This window comes from Collinsella sp. AM18-10 (genome assembly GCF_003471585.1).
GTDB lineage: Bacteria > Actinomycetota > Coriobacteriia > Coriobacteriales > Coriobacteriaceae > Collinsella.
In genome coordinates, this window is record NZ_QRJO01000016.1 from 36,316 (window position 1) to 50,804 (window position 14,489).

The window sequence follows — 14,489 nt, forward strand, 5'->3', positions numbered from 1 at the left end:
GTCCTAGCTGTATTGCCTGTCTCCCAAGAGATTCTTCGAGATGATCCTGTTAAACTCTACCGGGTCATCCCAGCAAGAGGTCAGGAAGAGGAACAGCAGCTCGATGACGAAGTTGATCGAGCTGTGCGAGAAGGCGACCTCGGTTCCGGTGATGGCCTGATCTCGCGAGATGGCTCGGATGATATACGTGGCACGCTTCGCGAGCGGCGTATCTGGGTTGTCTGTGATCATGATGATGGGGGTGTTCGAATCCTCGGCAGAGTCGAATATGTTGACGAGGCGCTTCGAGTATCCGGACGTCGAAATGACGAGCAGGATGTCATTCTCCTTGAGGCTGGTTGCGGCGGAGACCATGGCATCGGTGGTACTGGGGCAAAACGCCCTGACTCCAACCTGTGAGAGCTTGAACGCCGCGTTTACGCCCATGCTAATCGAGTTGCCGACGCCCGCAATCAGGACGAGGTTGGCGTTGTGGAGCAGATTGACGACTGCCGAAAAGTCATCGGAGTCAATGAGCGAGGCGGTTTGGGAGAGCTCCTTGACCTTGTGAGACAGGACGTACTTAATGGAGCCCTCGACGTCGTCCAGAGTAACCTTGCCGCCCGTGGCCTTTTCCTCGCCGGAGGCCCTGCTGATGGATATGCCGAGCGCCAGACGCATGTCCGAATAGGTTCGGTAGTCAAGCGTCCTTGCGAACCTCGAAACAGACGCCGGTGACGTACCGGTTCCTGCGGCGAGTTCGCGGACGGTCATCGTTGCGACGTCCGACGGGTGGTCGAGCACATACGTTGCGATTGCCTTCTCCGAGGGGGATAGGCTGTTCATGACCGCGCAGATGTGGCTGAGCACATCCCCTGTCTTATCCATGGTTACTCCTTGGCCCTAGTTTGCTTCGTATCTTAGGTCAAGAGAGGTGAAAATAAAGCAAAATGTTTCATAAGCGGTGAAATAGCGTTTCACCGCTGATTTTCTACCGTTCACGGTAAATCGGTGCTTCCCCGGCGCAATCTCATCTTGAGCTGCTATCTTATGAGCCGTGAAACAACGGCACGAAAACGATGAAACAACAGAACATTGTTCCAACGCCTCACAACTTTGTTTCACGCTAGATGGCGAATCACTTCGAAGCCCAGACAGGCACCCGGCGAGCAAGAAGGGAGAAGCACGATGCACAACGCCAGGACAAACGCAAGCATGACTTCGCTGTTCTTCGCGAACGTCCTCTACTGGGTCTGCGCGGGCGTGTACTCGCCGTTCCTCTCCGCTCACTACACGAGCCTCGGCCTCAGCGCAGCCCAGACCGGCATCCTCCTCGCGGCGACCCCGGTGTGTGCGCTCGCCATCCAGCCGCTCTGGTCGACGATCGCCGACAAGCTCGGGCGCCGCCGCGCGGTCATCGTGATCCTCTGCCTTGCGGCGGCGGTACTCGCTCCGCTGTATTACCTGGCGTCGACGTTCGTCCCGGTCCTTCTCGTAACCTTTGCGTTCTCGGCGTTTTTCTCGGGGCTCCTGCCCCTGAGCGACTCCCTCGTCATCGAGCTCGCGGATCGCTCTGGCCTGGACTTTTCTCGCATTCGCATGGGTGGCACTATCGGCTATGCCATCGTCGTCCTGATCGTCGGTCGGCTGCTCGACATGGCTCCTCAAATCCAGTTCGCGGTGGTCTCTGCCGCGCTGGTGGTCTTCGCGGCTCACATGTGGCGCCTCCCCGAGGCGGGAATTCGCGCCAATGCCGCGGACGATCCCAAGGTCTCCCACGGAAAGGGCCTCCTCTCGCTCATATGACCCAATCCACTGTCAAGGGCCACAATGGCCCCGCCGACCGCTTGCAATCGGTCGGCGGGGCCTGCCGTTAAACCCGTCCCGGTCCGCCCCCGGCATGTCATCGACGCCTTCGGCTCAGTCTCATATCCGCGGATACCGCTCCGGCGGCCCGCAATCCTCTCCTTCGGCGGGGTTCCCCTAGTCTGTCTTCGCGCATGCGGCGGCCGCCGCGCGCACAGCGAGAACGGGGGTGTCCCCGAAGGCTGCCCGGCTCGCCGGGACGGGGGCTTATGTCTATTCCGCGCCCTCCCGGCACATCGTGCCGAGGGCCCACAGCCACCTCACGAGCTCGGCCGCGGTGGCCGCGTTCGCCTTCGCCTGCGGCATCCCGCGGGCGATCATCTCCTCGCGGCGGCGCAGGAGCCTCTCGGACCCCTTCCTCCCGTGCATCCTTATCTCGAGGGGCACGCCGGAGCCCTTGGGCATCAGCTTCGGCTGGTGGCCGGCCTGGGCATAGCACCAGGACCCCTCGACAGCCAGCTTCCTGACGAGCGCGTTGCCGGCCCCGCTGATTCCGCCGAGGCGCACGGAGTCCGCGCTCGACCTCTGCTTCGGGGCGAGGCCGAAGTAGGCCGTCACCTGCCTGCCGGAGCGGAACCTCGAGAAGTCGCCGACCTCGGACGCGAAGGCGGCGGCGAGCGCGAACCCGCACCCCTTGATCGACTGGAGCGCCTCGACCTCGGCCGAGAGGGGGCCCGCCGCGACGGCGGCCCTGTATTCGGCGAGGAGGGCCTCCCTCGTCTCGTCGGCCGCCTCGACCTCGTTCCTCAGCGCCGCAAGCGCCCGGATGCCTCCGTCGTCGGCGGGGTGTATGCCGTCGAGCCACCTGAGGAAGCCGTACGTCCAGTACTTCCGGGGGTTGCCGGCCGGCGTCGTGCCGCCGTAGACATAGCCGCGGCGGGCTAGGAACGCCAGGAGCCGCTGCTTCGCCGCCGCGAGCCTCGCGGTCGCCGCGTCGTGGGCGGCGGCGAGGTCCCTGAGCCCCTCGATCTCGGGGGACGGCACCCATACCGGGGTGACGTCGTGCGACAGTATCGCCTTGGCCATCCTGGCCGCGTCGTTGCGGTCGTTCTTGGACGAGAGGTCGGCAGCCGACCTCGGGACCTTGGAGACGGCCGCGACGACGCAGTCGACGCCGAGCCCGGAGAGCTCCCTTTGCGGGGCGAAGCCGAGGTAGCCGCTCTCGTAGGCGGCGAGCGACGGGCCGGGGAAGCCCGACATCCACTCCGCGACCTCGCCCCAGGGGTTGCCGCGGAACCTCCTCGTCACGGCCTCGCCCGTCTCCGCGTCGAGCGCGCAGACGGTGGTGGACCTGAGGTGTACGTCCATTCCGAAGGCGGTAGAATATCTAGGCACGGGAGCCTCCCAACCTCGTTGCGGCGCGGCTGCGCCTCTGGCACTTCAACAACATTGTCGCAGCCCCGACCCGCGGTCACGAGCGGGGGCTCCTGTCGTTTCCGTGCCCCTGGATTGGGTCATAGTGTCTGTTTACCAGCAATGAGATCGCCTTCGTCTTGGTCTTCGCCTTCATCAGTTCGGCCGCGATTGGCTTCATCGGGGCGTTCTTGGGCCGCTACGCGGTCGAGCTTGGCGAGGGTCAGAACCTCGTGGGCGTCCTGAGTGGGGTCTCCGCTGCGAGCGAGATCCCCATCCTGCTCGTTTCCTCCAAGCTGGTCAGGCGCTTCGGCGAGATGAACCTCCTGATCTTTTCCTGCTTCATGGCGGCGCTCAGGCTCGTGCTCGTGGGCACCGGCATCGTCCCGGTCATGATCTGCGGCCAGCTGCTGCAGAGCGTGAGTTACATGACCGTCTACTACTCCTGCGTTACCTACATTGCCAACCACACTTACGAGGATTGTCGCGCTCGAGGTCAGAGCGCCTTCGCGATGGTTCAGAGCGGTCTGTCCGTCGTGGTTGCGAACCTGTTTGGCGGTTGGGCGTGCGACGCGCTCGGCACGCACGCGGGTTTTCTGGCCTTCGCCCTCGCTTCAACGATTGCTGCGGTCGTTGCTTTTGTGGCGTACGTACTGTGGCGTCGAAGCGCAGCGCCACAGCCTGAGGGCCAGTCGGCCGCATAGGTTCCACCGCGTTTTGCAAGCGCCTGCCTGCTTCGCGCTTCTCTTCGTGTTCAACCAGCTGACGAGCTGAGAACTGTCCAATCCAATGGTTATCCAAGTGAAAGGAAGACAAAGATGTCTCTCATCAAGGTCAACGAGCTTCTTCAACATGCGACCGAGCACCACTATGGCGTGCCCGCGATCAACGTCATCAACACGGAGACCATCCGTTATGCGATCCAGGCCGCCGAGGATGAGCACATGCCTATCATCATCCAGTACTGGCCCGGCTTCGAGGACCACTGTGCCCTCGACATCATCGCCTTCGCCGCCCGCTATTACGCCGAGCGCGCGAGCGTGCCCGTCGCCGTCCACCAGGATCACTCCGCTGGTTACGAGATCGCCGTCAAGGGCGTCAAGGCCGGTTTCCCCTCCGTCATGGTCGACGGCTCCTCGCTTCCCTATGAGGAGAACTTCCAGCTCACGAAGGACGTCGTCCAGGTCGCCAAGATCTTCGACGTTGACATCGAGGCCGAGCTCGGCCACGTCGGCAACGGCTCCGACGCCAACGACTTCGTGAACAGCGACCACTATACCGACCCGAACCTCGCCGAGGAGTTCGTCGAGGGCACCGGCTGTGGTTCGCTCGCCATCGCCGTCGGCAACGCCCACGGCCCCTACGTCAAGGTCCCGAACCTCGACATGGAGCGCATCAAGGCCTGCAGGGAGGCCGTCAGCGTCCCCCTCGTCATGCACGGATGCTCCGACATCCCCGACGAGCAGCTCCAGGAGGCCGTGAACCTCGGCATGAGCAAGTTCAACATCGCCACGGAGTACTTCCGCTCCATGTACCGCGCCTTCGAGAAGGACATCAGCTCCGGCAAGAACGACGGCAACGGCGTTGGCCTCCTGATGGGCGCCGCCCCCGACATGCGCGCGTTCGTCGCAAGCAAGATCCAGCTTCTGAACCCCAACCACTATTCGCTCTAGGAGAGACTCGATGAAGAAAGTTCTTGTCGCGTCGCACGGTCACCTCGCAAGCGGAATCAGGAGCTCGATCGAGATCCTGACCGGTATGGCGGACATGGTGGAAGCAGTTGACTGCTACGTGGACGACTCCGATTTCACCCCTCGCATCCAGGCGTTTATTGACTCGGTGGGCCCTGAGGACGAGGCCATCATCTTCACCGACATCTACGGTGGCTCCGTCTTCCAGAAGGTCGTCCTCATGGAGCCGGAGAAGCGCGGGATCGTCCATGTTACCGGTATGAACCTCGGCCTCGTGATCGAGGCGCTCCTCGGCGCTGAGCCGGTCACGGCAGATTCGATCAAGCAGAGCGTCGAGCTGGCGAGGGCGACGATGCAGGTCGTCGAGCCTCCGAGCAAGGCCGCGGACAACGAGGGGTCCGACGGAGACTTCTTCGATTAGAGAGCACTAATAAGTAAGGAGAGGAAACAATGATTGTTCAGGTTCGAGTCGATGACCGTCTGATTCACGGGCAGGTCGCCCTGGTGTGGACCAAGGAGCTCAACACCACCAGGATCATCGTCGCCAACAAGCACGCCGTGGAGAGCGATGCCCTTCGCATGACGCTTTCCATGGGTACGCCGGCGGGCCAGAAGCTCCTCGTCAAGGATGTTCCGGATGCTTGCCGCATCGCGAACGATCCGCGTGCGGACTCCATGCGCATCTTCGCGCTCACCAACTGCGTGCGTGACGTGCTTGAGCTCGTTAAAGGCGCACCGGGCAAGATCGAGGGCGTGAACGTTGCCAATGTCGGCCGCTTCGACAAGTCCGATCCGGATAGCAAGGTCGCCCTCAACTCCACGATCATGCTCAACCCGGATGAGCTCGAGGCCGCGAAGGAGCTTTGCGAGCAGGGTATTCCGGTTTTCCATCAGCTTATCCCGTCCAATCCCAAGACTCCTCTCAAGAGTCTGATCGAGGCGGCGGAGAAATAAGGGGATTTGGCCAGGCGGTCAAATGAAATGAGAGAAAGGAAGTCAAATGATTGGGTTAGCAGTAATGGCCTGGTTGACCGTGCTGATTTGCTACGGCGGCAACTGGGTTCTCGGTCAGTGTATGATCGAGCGTCCTCTCGTGGTCGGCCTCGTTGCGGGCCTTCTGATGGGCGACGTCAAGACCGGTGTCATCATCGGTGCCTCTCTCGAGGCAATCTTCATGGGCGCGGTTAACATCGGTGGCGCCATCTCCGCCGAGCCCGTTACCGCGACCGCCCTCGCCGTCGCCTTCACCGTTGGCGCTGGTATCGACCAGGGTGCCGCCATCACACTGGCCGTTCCCGTGGGCGTCGTCACCGCATTTCTCTCGATCTTCATGAACAACGTGTTCCTCGCGTTCTTCGCAGCCACCTTTGACAAGATGGCCGCCGAGGGCAACGAGAAGGGCCTCGCGCTTCAGCACTTCGTTCTCTGGTTCGTTAAGTACGCCGCCTTTGGCCTCATCGCCTTCCTCGGCGTTTACCTTGGCGCCGAGCCCGTTGCCGCCATTGTCAACCAGATTCCGGCCAATGTCATGAGCGGCCTCAACGCCGTGGGTGCCCTCCTGCCCGCCGTTGGTATGGCGCTCCTGCTCCAGATGCTGTGGAGCACCGAGCTCAGCATCTACTTCTTCTTGGGCTTTACGCTCTACCAGTACCTCGGCCTCCCGATGATCGCCATCGCAGTTCTCGGTGTCATCATCGCGGTTGCCTCCGCCCTCCGCGACAAGGAGATCTTCGATCTCACCAAGAAGGGAGTGGCCACCCAGGCCGTTTCCGGCGACTCTGTAACCAGCGACGAGGAGGATTTCTTCGCATGAGCAACCTGACCAAGAATGTGAGCCCTGAAGACAAGAAGATGCTCAACAGCATTTTCCTGCGCTCCTTCTCCGTGTTCGCTTCCTGCGCCGGCGGTTCCGTCAAGGCTGGCGCCGACGGCTGGCTGTACTCCGTCCAGCCCGCGCTTAACCGCTACTACGCCGATGACCCCGAGGCTCGTGCCGACGCCATGAAGCGTCACACGACTTGGTACAACATTACCCAGAACGTCGGCACGTTCGCCATGGGCCTCGTCGCCTCCATGGAGAGGGAGAACTCGCAGCACGAAGACTTCGACACCGAGTCCATCGACGGTATCAAGGTCTCCCTGATGGGCCCGATGTCCGGCATCGGCGACGCAATCTTCTGGGGCGTCCTGCGTGTTATCGCCGCCGGCATCGGCATTAACCTCGCCATGAGCGGCTCGCCCCTCGGCGCGATCATGTTCCTGCTGATCTACAACATCCCGTCGATCCTCTGCCGATACTTCATGACCTACCTCGGCTTCAGCATGGGCACCAACTTCATCTCCGAGATGTACGAGGGTGGTCTCATGAAGCTCATCACCAAGGCGACCTCCACGATCGGCCTGGTGATGATCGGCGCCATGACCGCGGCGAACGTCCAATTCAACACGATCCTGTCCATTCCGGTTCAGGACTCCGACCCCGTCATGATCCAGACCTACCTCGACTCGATCTTCAAGGGCATCGTGCCTCTGGGACTTACGCTCGTCGTCCTCTGGCTCCTGCGCAAGAAGAACGTGAACGTCAACATCATCCTGGTCGGCATCATGGTTCTGGCGCTCGTCCTCGGCCTCGTGGGCATCGTGTAAGGCGGTTTCCGGATCATCCGAAGCCTGTTCAAGGCAATTCCTGGCGGCACGCGATCGAGGACATTCGACGCGTGCCGCCCCATTAGAAGGAGAGAATATGCGCTACACGCACCTCAAGAACTCCGACGTTGACGTCTCCCAGCTCGCCGTGGGCACCTGGGCGATCGGCGGCGACTCCTTTGGTGAGAACGATGACGCCGCCAGCATGTCCGCCATCCGCACCATGCTCGATCACGGCGTCAACCTCATTGACACCGCGCCGTGCTATGGCAACGGCGCGTCCGAGAAGGTCGTCGGCAACGCGCTCAGGGGCGTCGACCGAGAGAGCTACCTGCTCTCGACCAAGGTTGGCCTGATCACCAGCGCCGCCGGCTATGACCGCGACTCTTCGTTCAAGAACATCATGAGGGAGGTCGAGAGCTCGCTGCGCAATCTCCGCACCGACTACATCGACTTCTACTTCGTGCACTGGCCCGACGCCAAGACCCCGTTCTCCGAGACGATGTGCGCCCTCCAGCTCCTCAAGGAGCAAGGCAAGATTCGCCACATCGGCGTCTCCAACTTCACGACCGAGATGATCGAGGAGTGCGAGAAGGTCGCTCAGGTCGACGTCCAGCAGCCGCCCTACTCCATGGTCGACCGCTCCTCCGAGGACCTTATCAAGTGGGGCTACGAGCGTGGCATCGACTCCTTCACCTATGGCTCCCTTGGCGCGGGCATCCTGTCGGGCAAGTTCCGCGAGCTGCCGAAGTTCGAGGAGGGCGATGTTCGTGGCGGCTTCTACGACTACTTCCAGGAGCCCAAGTTCTCGCGCGTCCAGGAGCTGCTCAAGGTCATGGACGAGATCGCCGAGGCTCATGACAAGCCCGTGGCACAGGTCGCCGTGAACTGGAGCACCCAGAAGGAGTACGTGGGCACCGCGCTCGTTGGCGTGCGCACGGACGCCCACGCGATTCAGAACTGCGAGACGTTCGAGTGGGAGCTTTCCGCCGATGAGATGGCCAAGCTTGACGCCAAGCTTGACGAGCTGAAGATCGGCTAGCCATGGGCACCGAGGAGAGGAAGTACCCCACTTCCGAGCTTGAAGTGCTTGAGCGTGGATCTAGGGAGGTCGTGGAGCCCAACGGGCTGAAGCTCCTGCTGAAGCCCGTGCCGGGAGACGAGCGCGAGCGCGTGCTCGATCCGCGCGTCTACGCGCGCGCCCATGCGAAGCTCGCCGCCGGCCCGGCGCCGGCGGGGCCGGTGGACGTGATCGCGTGGCGCTCCGCTCCCAACAAGGAGACCCATGTCGTGAGGGGCTCGAACGTCGCCAAGAAGACCGTCGTCATGAACTTTGGCGACAGGGGCATTCCCCTGCACGTCTTCACGCCCGAGGGCCACGGGTGCGGCTCCGCCGCGCTCGTGTTCATCCACGGCGGCGGCTTCATGGTGGGCAACATTGGCCAGTACGAGAACTGCCTGCGCGACATCGCGGAGCGAACGGGCTGCGTCGCGATCTACCCGGAGTACCGCTTGTCTCCCGAGACGATGTTCCCCGGTGGTGTCGAGGACTGCGTGAAGACGCTCGACTGGCTTGTCGAGCATGCGGATGAGCTGGGTGTCGACGCGACGCGGGTCGCCGTGGCTGGCGACTCCGCGGGCGGAAGCCTGACCAACGCCGTCGTCCTCGACGGGTCCCATGCGGACAGGATCAAGCTCGTGGCCGAGCTGTATCCGCTCGTCGACGGCGGCCCTGTTCCGGAGGAATGGTCCTATGACCTCTATGAGATCGTGAACGACCAGAGGGCCGAGGCTCTGAGCAGGGTGGATCGCATCCGCAACGCCAACGACGACCTGCCAGTGATGTATACCAACGGCAATGCGGAGGAGATGCTCGACCCGAGGGTGTCTGCCCTGTTCGCGGAGGACGTGAGCGCGTTCCCCCGCACGGTCATCATCTCTTCCGAGTATGACTACCTGCGCTATCAGGACGAGCTATTCGCGAAGAGGCTGCAGGATGCGGGCGTTGACGTCACCGCGATTCGCTATCGCGGCTGCGACCACGGCTTCTTCGAGATGTACGGCGTGATGCCTCAGGCTGAGGACGTCTGCCGCGTCATCTCCGAGGAGCTTGCGAAGATCTAGGGGCTCGTCGCGGCGGCCTCCTGGACGAGTGGCGGTCCGGCGGGATGCTAGGTGCGTCCCGCCGGACCTTTGCGTTGACGGGCGCGTGCCGCTTGCCGGAGGGCGTGTGTGGGGTTCGCTTCGGCGGTGCCGGATTAACCGGGAGATGCGTTTACCGCCGCTCTTCCAAGTGAGCCCAGCAAACAAATCGCGAGTTGAGCCCCAAGGGCATCGACAAGGGCGTGGGCCTGGCGCGGGCGCTGGCGTATCTAGGTCGCACCGGCAACGCGCGCACCTTTGGCTTTGGCGATTTCGGCAACGATCTGGGTATGCTCGCCGCTGTCGAGACGGCTGTCGCCATGGGCAACGCCATGCCCGAAGTCAAGGCGCTCGCCGACTACGTGACCGACGATGTCGCACACGACGGTACCGTCACAGCGATGCAGCATTTTGGGTTGATTTAATAAATGGCCGGGTCGCCCGCAGTGGGGGCGACCCGGCCATTTGAGCTATTATGCAATATAGAGCTTGGGATGACTGCGACTGCTCTCGATCGCCGCCGTCATGATGCCCTCGTCGTCTCCATCAACGATGATGCCGTCGAGGTCATCGATCTGCGCGGACTGATAAAAACTGGTTTTGTTGAACTTTCCCTGGTCAACCATCATGTAGCCCTGGTTTGAGTTGGTAAGGTACATATGCTTGATCATGGCCGAGAAGTCGTGCTCGACGGTAAAACCGTGGTCGGGGTGGAATCCGTCGGCACTGACAAACGCCTTGTCGGCATGTAGTTTGCTCATGCAGTCGAGCGTTAGTGCGCCCGCGAGATAGAGGTGGCCCTTGCGCACGGAGCCGCCCAGCAGCACTACCGAAGCATTGGGGAGATTGAAGCTGGCGTAGTTCGCGATTGCAAGATCGCCGGTGATAATGGTGATCTCACGCTTGTCCATGAGGGCCTTAGCGAAGTAAAAGCCTGTGGTGCCGATATCAATTACCAGAACATCGCCATCATCAACAAGAGTTGCTGCGGTTGCGGCGATGGCCTCCTTGGCCTCGACTTGGACATTGATGCGCTCCTCGGGATACGAGATTGCGTTGGAGCGAGAAAGCGATACCGCTCCGCCGCGTACGCGACGCAGCTTGCCTTCGGATTCCAACGAGATGAGGTCGTGTCGTGCGGTGACTTCCGAAACCGAAAAACGGCGAACGATGTCGGATACCGAGATATTTGGCTTTTCGGCCAGCCAATTCATGATAAATCGCTGACGCTCGGCCGGTGAAAGGTCTGAAGTAGATGCCATATGCCGCTCCTTTTGAACAAAAGGTAAAAAGATGCGCCTTTCGTAATCGAAATATAACGTATCGATATGAAAAGAACAAGGCAAATTCGAATGAATCAAAAGAACGGAATGGCATGTCATAAATGCATGCGTAGCAGATAGTTCGCACGTAAACGGGCTATAAAGAGTCTCATTCTGAAGGTGCCGCCCAAAAGAAGTACGTTCACGCCCGATATTCGACCGTTCACGGAAAGCTGACAATTGAGCTTTCGATAGCTTTTGAAATGGTTTATAAAAGAAAACCGAAAAGCTTTTGAAACAAAGAAGAAGGCTTTCGATAGCAATAGTGTTAGATGAGAAAGGACCGAACATGGCGATCAAGGTGTTTGCCGACGGCGCTAACCTCGAGGGTATGCTTGACATGCATGACAATGGCAACGTTCAGGGCTTCACGACCAATCCTTCCCTTATGAAGGCCGGCGGCGTGACCGACTACCGCGCTTTTGCCAAGACGGTTCTTGAGCACATTACTGATGTGTCGGTCTCTTTTGAGGTATTCGCCGACGACGAGGCGGGTATGGAAGCCGAGGCTCGCGAGATCGCAACCTGGGCAGACAACGTCTACGTTAAGATCCCGGCGCTCAACACCAAGGGTGAGTCCACTGCCGCGCTGGTCAAGCGCCTTTCTGCCGACGGCATCAAGGTGAATGTCACCACTATCTTCACGCCCGAGCAGGTCGACGAGTTTGTCGATGCCGTCTCTGCTGAGACCCCCTCTATTCTGTCCATCTTTGCCGGTCGCATTGCCGATACCGGCGTCGATCCGCTGCCCCTCATGGCGGAGTCCGTAAAGAAGGCTGCCGTTAAGCCTGCTGCCGAGGTTCTCTGGGCGTCTACGCGCGAGGTCCTCAATATCTTCCAGGCGGAGTCCGTTGGCTGTCAGATCATTACGGTCCCCAATGCCCTTCTTGCCAAGCGCAAGAATTTCGGGAAAGATTTGCTTGAGTACTCGCTTGATACGGTCAAGGGCTTTGCCCGCGACATTCAGGCGCTTGGTTTTCATATCCTGCCCGAGGAGTAGGGGACGAGCATGCTGACCGATCTTCTTAAGCCCGAGCTTGTTGCCTGCCACGTCGAGGCCTCCGACTGGGAGGAAGCGATCAAGGCATGCGGTAAGTTGCTCGTAGACGCTGGCAAATGCGACCAGAGCTATGTTGACGCCATGATTTCATCGGTTCACAAATTCGGCCCTTATATGGTCTTGGAAGAGGGCATCGCCATGCCCCACGCTCAGGCAGATGGCAATGTGAGTGAAGCGGGGATCTGTATCGTCACGCTTGACCCTGCCATTGCGTTTGGACACGAGGATTTCGATCCGGTTCACGTGCTCGTGGGTATTTGCGCACCCGACCCCAAGGCTCATCTTGGCTGCTTGGCGGAGCTTTCGCAGATGTTCGAGGACGAGGACTGCGTTGCCAAGCTCAGCGCATGCGATACGCCCGAGCAGGTTTTGGAGACCATGCGTTCATTCTTTTAGGCCTTAATGGCACGGCGATGCGTCGCCGCTTTTGGATAGACGGAAAACCGTCACGTGTAGGAGAGGAAGGTTGCCATGCATATCATCACCGTATGCGGAAACGGCATCGGGTCCAGCCTGATGCTCGCTGGCAAAGTCGAGGAGCTTTGCGAGGAGGAGGGCATCAAGGCCGACGTTGAGTCTATGGACCTGAACGGTGCTTCTTCCGCAAATCCGGATCTGTTCATCACCGTTAAAGAACTCGCCCCCGAGCTCCACGGCAACGTTGTGATCGTTCGCAGCTATGTGAACAAGAAGAAGATCCGCGAAGACGCCCTCGAGGCAATCAAGGCGGCCGCCGCTAACGCCTAAAGCGGCACAAAAAAGGGCGGTTCCCTGTGGAAGAGGGAAACGCGCCCACGTTAGAGAGAAAGGAAGCGCAGATGCAAGCCATCCTTCCCATACTTGAGTTTATCCAATCGATTCTGACCAAGCCAGCGTGGATTATGGGTCTATTTGCCTTTGTGGGCCTTGTCGCGCTTAAGCGTCCTGCCCACAAGGTGATGACGGGCACCCTGAAGCCCATTCTTGGTTACATCATGCTGTCCGCCGGCGCCGCTGTTGTTCAGGAGAACCTTGCTCCGCTGGGCACCTTCATCGAGACCGGTTTCCACATCACCGGCGTCGTGCCCAACAACGAGGTCGTCGTTTCGATGGCTCAGAGCGTCCTCGGCGTTCAGACCATGATGATCCTGATTCTCGGCTATGTCGTGAACATTATCATTGCCCGCTTTACCAAGTTTAAGTACATCTTCCTGACGGGCCATCACAGCATGTTTATGGCCTGCCTGCTGTCTGCCGTTCTGCAGGCATCTGGCTTCCAGGATGTCCAGCTTGTCATCGTGGGCGGCATGTTCCTGGGCCTCGTGAGCGCTATGCTTCCCGCCGTTGGTCAGCGTTTCACCGAGAAGGTTACCGATGGCGATGAAATCGCCATGGGCCACTTCGGTTCACTCGCCTATTACATCTCCGCTGCAGTCGGTACGCTTTTTGCTAAGGACGCCGAGGAGAACAGCACCGAGAAGATCGAGGTTCCCGAGAAGTTCGCCTTCCTGCGCGACACTACCATCTCCACGGCTCTTACCATGGCCTTCTTCTACCTGGTTACCGCTTTCGCCGCTTACATCGCAGATCCTGCGGTCGTTACCAAGACCGCTGGCGGCGACAACGTGATTGTCTATGCCCTGACCTGTGCCCTGTCCTTTGCCGTTGGTGTCACCATCGTCTATAACGGCGTTCGTATGATCCTTGCCGACCTGGTCCCGGCTTTCCAGGGCATCTCCAACAAGCTGATCCCCGGTGCCATCCCCGCCGTCGACTGCGCCGTCTTCTTCCCCTATGCTCCCACCGCCGTCATCCTCGGCTTTGTCGCATCCTTCATCGGTGGCGTGGTCGGTATGTTCATCGTGGGCGCTACCCTGGGCATCTTCATCATCCCGGGCATGGTTCCTCACTTCTTCTGCGGTGCTACCGCGGGCATCTACGGCAATGCTACCGGCGGTCGCAAGGGCGCAGCTCTTGGCGCTTTCGTCAACGGCCTGCTCATCACCTTTGCCCCGGCCCTGCTCCTGCCCGTTCTTGACGTCTTTGGCTTCAAGAACACTACGTTCGGCGACTTCGATTTCTCCGTCATTGGTATTACGCTTGGCCGCGCTGCCGAGGCCTTCGGTACCACCGGTGTCTACGCGATTCTCGCTGTCCTTCTGATCGTCGCCTTCGTCCCCAACTTCATCCACACCAAGGGTGCTGTGATCAATCACGTTGAGGAAGAGTAATCCAGGCATACGTTAAGCCCTAATCGGGCGGAGCTCCGATAACCGGCTCCTACACGGAAGCGGTGGCGTCTCAAATGAGGCGTCACCGCTTTTTGTTTTGGACTGGTTGTGAAAACGCACCGGTGAAGCGCTGTCTCTGCGCCGCGAACGGAATCAACCGCGATGATCAGCAAAAACGTTTGGCTCTGTTAGACCAGGATTGACATACATGTGTCCCCAC

At 60.3% G+C, this 14,489-nt stretch carries 16 protein-coding genes and 1 pseudogene; 14 read left to right on the top strand and 3 right to left on the bottom strand.

The window, feature by feature from the left end; all coding sequences use genetic code 11:
- Nucleotides 1–3: 3 nt before the first annotated feature.
- Nucleotides 4–867, bottom strand: a complete 864-nt coding sequence (locus tag DW211_RS08620; RefSeq protein WP_055251936.1) for a MurR/RpiR family transcriptional regulator — start codon at nucleotides 865–867, stop codon at nucleotides 4–6.
- Between the two features lie 300 nt (nucleotides 868–1,167).
- Between DW211_RS08620 and DW211_RS08625 the strand changes: the two genes are divergently transcribed.
- Entirely contained in the window at nucleotides 1,168–1,785 is a 618-nt protein-coding gene (locus tag DW211_RS08625; protein WP_118260310.1) for an MFS transporter, read from the top strand.
- Between the two features lie 273 nt (nucleotides 1,786–2,058).
- Here the strand turns inward: DW211_RS08625 and DW211_RS08630 are convergent, their stop codons facing one another.
- Complete coding sequence (locus DW211_RS08630; protein WP_117641087.1) at nucleotides 2,059–3,180, bottom strand: IS110 family transposase; 1,122 nt, start codon at nucleotides 3,178–3,180, stop codon at nucleotides 2,059–2,061.
- 128 nt (nucleotides 3,181–3,308) lie between these two features.
- Here DW211_RS08630 and DW211_RS08635 point away from each other — a divergent pair, with 128 nt between their 5' ends.
- The 9 genes and pseudogenes from DW211_RS08635 to DW211_RS08675 all read left to right on the top strand — a co-directional run.
- On the top strand, nucleotides 3,309–3,902 hold the full coding sequence (locus DW211_RS08635) for an MFS transporter (RefSeq protein ID WP_118260313.1): 594 nt from the start codon (nucleotides 3,309–3,311) through the stop codon (nucleotides 3,900–3,902).
- Nucleotides 3,903–4,016: 114 nt separating this feature from the next.
- Nucleotides 4,017–4,871, top strand: coding sequence for a class II fructose-bisphosphate aldolase (locus DW211_RS08640; protein ID WP_118260314.1), 855 nt, complete (start codon nucleotides 4,017–4,019; stop codon nucleotides 4,869–4,871).
- Nucleotides 4,872–4,881: 10 nt separating this feature from the next.
- A complete protein-coding gene (locus tag DW211_RS08645) occupies nucleotides 4,882–5,310 on the top strand; it encodes a PTS sugar transporter subunit IIA (RefSeq protein ID WP_055251942.1) in 429 nt (142 codons plus the stop codon).
- Between the two features lie 29 nt (nucleotides 5,311–5,339).
- Nucleotides 5,340–5,843, top strand: coding sequence for a PTS sugar transporter subunit IIB (locus tag DW211_RS08650; RefSeq protein WP_055251944.1), 504 nt, complete (start codon nucleotides 5,340–5,342; stop codon nucleotides 5,841–5,843).
- A gap of 46 nt (nucleotides 5,844–5,889) precedes the next feature.
- Nucleotides 5,890–6,702 carry a PTS sugar transporter subunit IIC gene (locus DW211_RS08655; RefSeq protein ID WP_118260316.1) on the top strand — a complete coding sequence of 271 codons (813 nt, stop codon included), beginning with the start codon at nucleotides 5,890–5,892 and terminating at the stop codon, nucleotides 6,700–6,702.
- Nucleotides 6,699–7,535 (top strand): PTS system mannose/fructose/sorbose family transporter subunit IID, encoded by an 837-nt coding sequence (locus tag DW211_RS08660; protein WP_117635573.1) that lies wholly within the window; start codon nucleotides 6,699–6,701, stop codon nucleotides 7,533–7,535. The genes DW211_RS08655 and DW211_RS08660 overlap by 4 nt, the downstream gene beginning before the upstream one ends.
- Before the next feature lie 97 nt (nucleotides 7,536–7,632).
- A complete protein-coding gene (locus DW211_RS08665; RefSeq protein ID WP_117635572.1) occupies nucleotides 7,633–8,577 on the top strand; it encodes an aldo/keto reductase in 945 nt (314 codons plus the stop codon).
- 2 nt (nucleotides 8,578–8,579) lie between these two features.
- Nucleotides 8,580–9,659 (top strand): alpha/beta hydrolase, encoded by a 1,080-nt coding sequence (locus DW211_RS08670; protein WP_117635571.1) that lies wholly within the window; start codon nucleotides 8,580–8,582, stop codon nucleotides 9,657–9,659.
- 191 nt (nucleotides 9,660–9,850) lie between these two features.
- Nucleotides 9,851–10,102 (top strand): annotated as a pseudogene (locus DW211_RS08675) (HAD family hydrolase); the annotation flags it as partial.
- A gap of 48 nt (nucleotides 10,103–10,150) precedes the next feature.
- Here DW211_RS08675 and DW211_RS08680 read toward each other — a convergent pair.
- Nucleotides 10,151–10,939 carry a DeoR/GlpR family DNA-binding transcription regulator gene (locus tag DW211_RS08680; RefSeq protein ID WP_158568518.1) on the bottom strand — a complete coding sequence of 263 codons (789 nt, stop codon included), beginning with the start codon at nucleotides 10,937–10,939 and terminating at the stop codon, nucleotides 10,151–10,153.
- Between the two features lie 349 nt (nucleotides 10,940–11,288).
- Between DW211_RS08680 and DW211_RS08685 the strand changes: the two genes are divergently transcribed.
- The 4 genes from DW211_RS08685 to DW211_RS08700 all read left to right on the top strand — a co-directional run bounded on the left by DW211_RS08685 (nucleotide 11,289) and on the right by DW211_RS08700 (nucleotide 14,269).
- Nucleotides 11,289–11,999 carry a transaldolase gene (locus DW211_RS08685; protein ID WP_117564350.1) on the top strand — a complete coding sequence of 237 codons (711 nt, stop codon included), beginning with the start codon at nucleotides 11,289–11,291 and terminating at the stop codon, nucleotides 11,997–11,999.
- A gap of 9 nt (nucleotides 12,000–12,008) precedes the next feature.
- Entirely contained in the window at nucleotides 12,009–12,455 is a 447-nt protein-coding gene (locus tag DW211_RS08690) for a PTS sugar transporter subunit IIA (protein WP_117564351.1), read from the top strand.
- Between the two features lie 75 nt (nucleotides 12,456–12,530).
- A complete protein-coding gene (locus tag DW211_RS08695; protein WP_022094539.1) occupies nucleotides 12,531–12,806 on the top strand; it encodes a PTS sugar transporter subunit IIB in 276 nt (91 codons plus the stop codon).
- A 71-nt stretch (nucleotides 12,807–12,877) separates the two neighbouring features.
- Nucleotides 12,878–14,269, top strand: a complete 1,392-nt coding sequence (locus tag DW211_RS08700; protein ID WP_117635569.1) for a PTS ascorbate transporter subunit IIC — start codon at nucleotides 12,878–12,880, stop codon at nucleotides 14,267–14,269.
- Nucleotides 14,270–14,489 lie beyond the last annotated feature (220 nt).

Excerpts from the sequence above, each read along its gene's own strand:
- DW211_RS08620 (WP_055251936.1), bottom strand. The coding sequence starts at position 867 with ATGGATAAGACAGGGGATGTGCTCAGCCACATCTGCGCGGTCATGAAC.
- DW211_RS08625 (WP_118260310.1), top strand. The coding sequence starts at position 1,168 with ATGCACAACGCCAGGACAAACGCAAGCATGACTTCGCTGTTCTTCGCG.
- DW211_RS08640 (WP_118260314.1), top strand. The coding sequence starts at position 4,017 with ATGTCTCTCATCAAGGTCAACGAGCTTCTTCAACATGCGACCGAGCAC.
- DW211_RS08645 (WP_055251942.1), top strand. The coding sequence starts at position 4,882 with ATGAAGAAAGTTCTTGTCGCGTCGCACGGTCACCTCGCAAGCGGAATC.
- DW211_RS08650 (WP_055251944.1), top strand. The coding sequence starts at position 5,340 with ATGATTGTTCAGGTTCGAGTCGATGACCGTCTGATTCACGGGCAGGTC.
- DW211_RS08655 (WP_118260316.1), top strand. The coding sequence starts at position 5,890 with ATGATTGGGTTAGCAGTAATGGCCTGGTTGACCGTGCTGATTTGCTAC.
- DW211_RS08660 (WP_117635573.1), top strand. The coding sequence starts at position 6,699 with ATGAGCAACCTGACCAAGAATGTGAGCCCTGAAGACAAGAAGATGCTC.
- DW211_RS08665 (WP_117635572.1), top strand. The coding sequence starts at position 7,633 with ATGCGCTACACGCACCTCAAGAACTCCGACGTTGACGTCTCCCAGCTC.
- DW211_RS08670 (WP_117635571.1), top strand. The coding sequence starts at position 8,580 with ATGGGCACCGAGGAGAGGAAGTACCCCACTTCCGAGCTTGAAGTGCTT.
- DW211_RS08680 (WP_158568518.1), bottom strand. The coding sequence starts at position 10,939 with ATGGCATCTACTTCAGACCTTTCACCGGCCGAGCGTCAGCGATTTATC.
- DW211_RS08685 (WP_117564350.1), top strand. The coding sequence starts at position 11,289 with ATGGCGATCAAGGTGTTTGCCGACGGCGCTAACCTCGAGGGTATGCTT.
- DW211_RS08690 (WP_117564351.1), top strand. The coding sequence starts at position 12,009 with ATGCTGACCGATCTTCTTAAGCCCGAGCTTGTTGCCTGCCACGTCGAG.
- DW211_RS08695 (WP_022094539.1), top strand. The coding sequence starts at position 12,531 with ATGCATATCATCACCGTATGCGGAAACGGCATCGGGTCCAGCCTGATG.
- DW211_RS08700 (WP_117635569.1), top strand. The coding sequence starts at position 12,878 with ATGCAAGCCATCCTTCCCATACTTGAGTTTATCCAATCGATTCTGACC.